The 3,264-nt window shown below is 62.6% G+C and carries 4 protein-coding genes; 3 read left to right on the top strand and 1 reads right to left on the bottom strand.

Annotated features, from left to right (window positions below; genetic code table 11):
• A partial coding sequence (locus A4X16_RS13980; RefSeq protein ID WP_067120983.1) for a transposase occupies positions 1-215 on the bottom strand: 215 nt, incomplete at its 3' end.
• A gap of 82 nt (positions 216-297) precedes the next feature.
• Here A4X16_RS13980 and A4X16_RS17570 point away from each other — a divergent pair.
• The 3 genes from A4X16_RS17570 to A4X16_RS17890 form a co-directional block, all read left to right on the top strand.
• Positions 298-1,332 carry a Mu transposase C-terminal domain-containing protein gene (locus A4X16_RS17570; protein ID WP_082914468.1) on the top strand — a complete coding sequence of 345 codons (1,035 nt, stop codon included), beginning with the start codon at positions 298-300 and terminating at the stop codon, positions 1,330-1,332.
• Positions 1,329-2,372, top strand: coding sequence for a TniB family NTP-binding protein (locus tag A4X16_RS13970; RefSeq protein WP_067121516.1), 1,044 nt, complete (start codon positions 1,329-1,331; stop codon positions 2,370-2,372). The genes A4X16_RS17570 and A4X16_RS13970 overlap by 4 nt, the downstream gene beginning before the upstream one ends.
• Positions 2,369-3,264 (top strand): hypothetical protein (locus tag A4X16_RS17890; RefSeq protein ID WP_157560206.1); only part of this gene is annotated, 896 nt, incomplete at its 3' end. The genes A4X16_RS13970 and A4X16_RS17890, both read left to right, overlap by 4 nt.

The following is a 3,264-nucleotide window of genomic DNA, read 5'->3' as shown; positions in this document are numbered from 1 at the left end:
AGAGTGGCGTTCTGCTTCTCGAGCTCCTTGAGACGCTTCGCGTCGTCGGCCTTCAGGCCGCCGTACTGGTTCCGCCACCGGTAGTACGTCTGCTCGGACACGCCGAGCTCCCGACACACCGCGGCGACGTCCGCGCCGTCGGCGAGCATCCTGTCGGCCTGCCCGAGCTTTCGGACGACCTGCTCCGGGGTGTGACGCTTCCTGCTGTTCGTCATGATCTGACCAGTCTCCCTGCCCGAACCCTCGGGCGACAGGACGACTCACACAACGACTGGACCTACAAGACGGGGTCAGTCCATGCCGTCCGACCTGATGAAGCAGGTGAACCCCTTCCTCACCGACGATTCTCTGGCCGTCCCATGGATCTTCCCGCGATCGATCACTATCGATGGTGGAGCAGATTTTCGGTCCCGCACGTTCAGAGATGCCTGCAGTGCGTACGGAATCCACAGGGAACTTGCCCCCTCCAGAACGCCGACGGTAAAACCACACGTTGAACGCAACTTCGGCACCCTCTCGACAGACTTCGCCGCATGGCTGGCCGGTTTCGTGGGGAACTCCGTCGCCCATCGGGCCGCCAAAGACGACCCCACCCTCACCCTGGATTCGCTTCGCCTCATCCTCGACAGCTGGATAACGAACATCTACCTGAACAGGCCCCACCGTGGCTTGAAGTCGACGAGCTCCCCGGGGCGCATCTTCACCCCGAATCAGATGTACACCGAACTGTTCGCTGTAGGACCCGGCGTCCCCGTGCCCTTCGGAGTTGAGGAGTACCTCGCGCTCTTGCCCACGGAACGGCGCATGATCGGTCGCGCAGGGATCGAACTCCACAATCGCCGCTATGACTCACCCCACCTGGAAGATCTCCGCAATCGCTCCCTCACGGGCGCTGAACCGGGATCCGCGAAAGCCAGGAAATTCCCAGTGAGCTTCGACCCTTACAACGCCAATGCCGTCTGGGTGCGTCACCCAGAAACCGGTGTGTGGATCGAGTGCTGGGACATCGCTCTACGGGAGAAGACAGCACCGATGGTCGCCGAGATCGACATGAAACTCCTTGCGCGATACCCCGACGCCGCAGTCGACGATCCAGACCGCCGCCGCGAGTGGATCGACCGCGTCGAAAGTCGCGAACGAGGAGACAAACGGAAACGCACCCAGCACAAGCGAGAGCAACAGCGCCTCAAGGTCGAAGCGCAACGTGAACCAGGCCCCGCGACAACGACACCGATCCCACTACGGCAATGGGCCAAACCCATCGACATCAGCACCATCGATTGGACATCCCCCGACATACATCTCGCCCAAGCAGAGGAGCTTGATTCATGAAGATCACCCCACTCGTCCTCCACCATGACCGCAAGACCAGCCTTGCAGGGCTTCGAGAAGCATTCGACGCCGAGCCCGCATCCCCGCCGAAGATCACCTTCCGTCAGTACACAGATCTGGACAGTGAAGCACGAGAGCTATACGACCAAGCTCGCGAAGACTTTCTCCGACTGACGCTGAGGGTGAAGACACGCGAGCAAACGGTCTGCGCTCGCATTCTGGAGGACCTCATCCGGATCAACCCTCGGCTGAAGAACTCGCGGCGCGGGCTGATGATATCCGCGCCGATGTTCTCCGGCAAGACAGAGCTCGCTCTCCTGTTGGCTCGATCCGTAGAACGAAGACACGCAGCCCAACACCCCGACTACCTCAGAGACGGAGACGCACCGGTCGTCTGGGTGGAGATGACCGAACACTCGACCGGGAAAGCTCTCCTTGCCCAGATCGTGGAGTTTCTCGCCCCCACCATCGTTCTCCCCAAACAGATCGCCACCGACAGGCTGCGGAAGCTTGCCGTCGAAGCCCTCCACCGTCACGGCACGAAGCTGCTCGTGATCGACGAAGCGCACAAGCTCGGCGGGACTGAACCCTCCAGTGTCATTAAAGCCCTCCAGAACGAGTCCTGTGCGACCGTCGTCCTGGTTGGAATCAATCTCGACCAAGCATTCAAGACGGGCGACGGCCTGCAAGTCAGCGCACGCTGCGACTTCGTCACACTCGACAAGATCGACCCCGCCGTCCAAGAGGACTTCGAACAATGGATCAAATGGGTCGCCACCTTCGACAGCTTCCTACCGCTATGCGGGCACGCCCACGGCCTTCTCACCCGCAACGCCGGCACGCTAGTCCACGCCGCCGACGGGAAACTCGCCGTTCTCGCGATGATCGTGGACCGCCTCGTCGCGTCCATCTTGCGCGACGAATCGCGCACCTCGGAGACCGTAACCCGCGAGCGACTCTTCGGGGTTCTCGATACTCTCCGGCGCACCACGCTCAACACACACAACGTCACCCTGGACGACCTGGTGGACGCCGCATGATCAGCACGCAGGCGTGGGCGAAACGACCCAAGTGGCATCATCTTGAGACGCCACGCTCCTACGCGCAGCGGCAATGCCGCGCCGCAGGAGTACCGTTCGACTTCGCCGAAAGGGCACTGACCAGCCGAGCGCAACCGAACATCCACCGCGTCTGGATTGACGACGAAGCGGCCGCTCGGACGGTCGAGGCGACGGCGGGGCGCCCAGCCGGTCATTACCTCCGCATGAAAGGTCTAGCGCAACCGGACTCCACACGGGCCTACCCGCAGCGCTTCCTGTGCCGCCTATGCAGTGCCGGGGAGACGGTCGAGCAGATTCCCCACGATCGGGAGAACTTCTGTCTCCGACACCCGGGGCAGATGGTGTGGGTCGGTCCCGGAACCGAACCCGATACCCAGGTGATCGTTCCCTTCGATCCCACGCTTCGGAACGCGGAACTCTCTTTCCGTCGACTCGTCGCCACTGGTCGGGTCACCACGCAACTGCACGGTCAAGTGTGGGCCATGGTGCGCGACAACGACACGCTCTCCGCCCAGAACGCAGAGACCGGGCAGAATCCGTCCTTGATGAGCGCGGTACGCGAGATCGATCGCCGCGCACATCTGTACCGCGCGACGGTGCGCGTCCTGCAGATCCTGTCCAATCGTGCACACTCCGCACGATGGCGCACTCAGTCGGCGGCAGATCTACGACTCGACATCACCGCAACGTTGGGCCTCACCAACAGCGACATCCTCGTCGAACGCGTGATTCTCTGGCTCCGCCCCCTCCGCCGCCACACCATCCCCACGAAATTCCGCCCCCTGGAAGCCGCCCTCGACACCGTCGACGTCCCCCGCATCCTCGACACCACCGCCAACTACCCGCTGTGGATCCTCCGCCACCCGAAAGC

Origin of the sequence: Microbacterium sp. H83, from assembly GCF_001650405.1 — a bacterium.
Classification (GTDB): Bacteria; Actinomycetota; Actinomycetes; order Actinomycetales; family Microbacteriaceae; genus Microbacterium.
The sequence above is the reverse complement of the archived record's forward strand: the minus strand, read 5'-3'. Positions and strand labels throughout refer to the sequence as shown.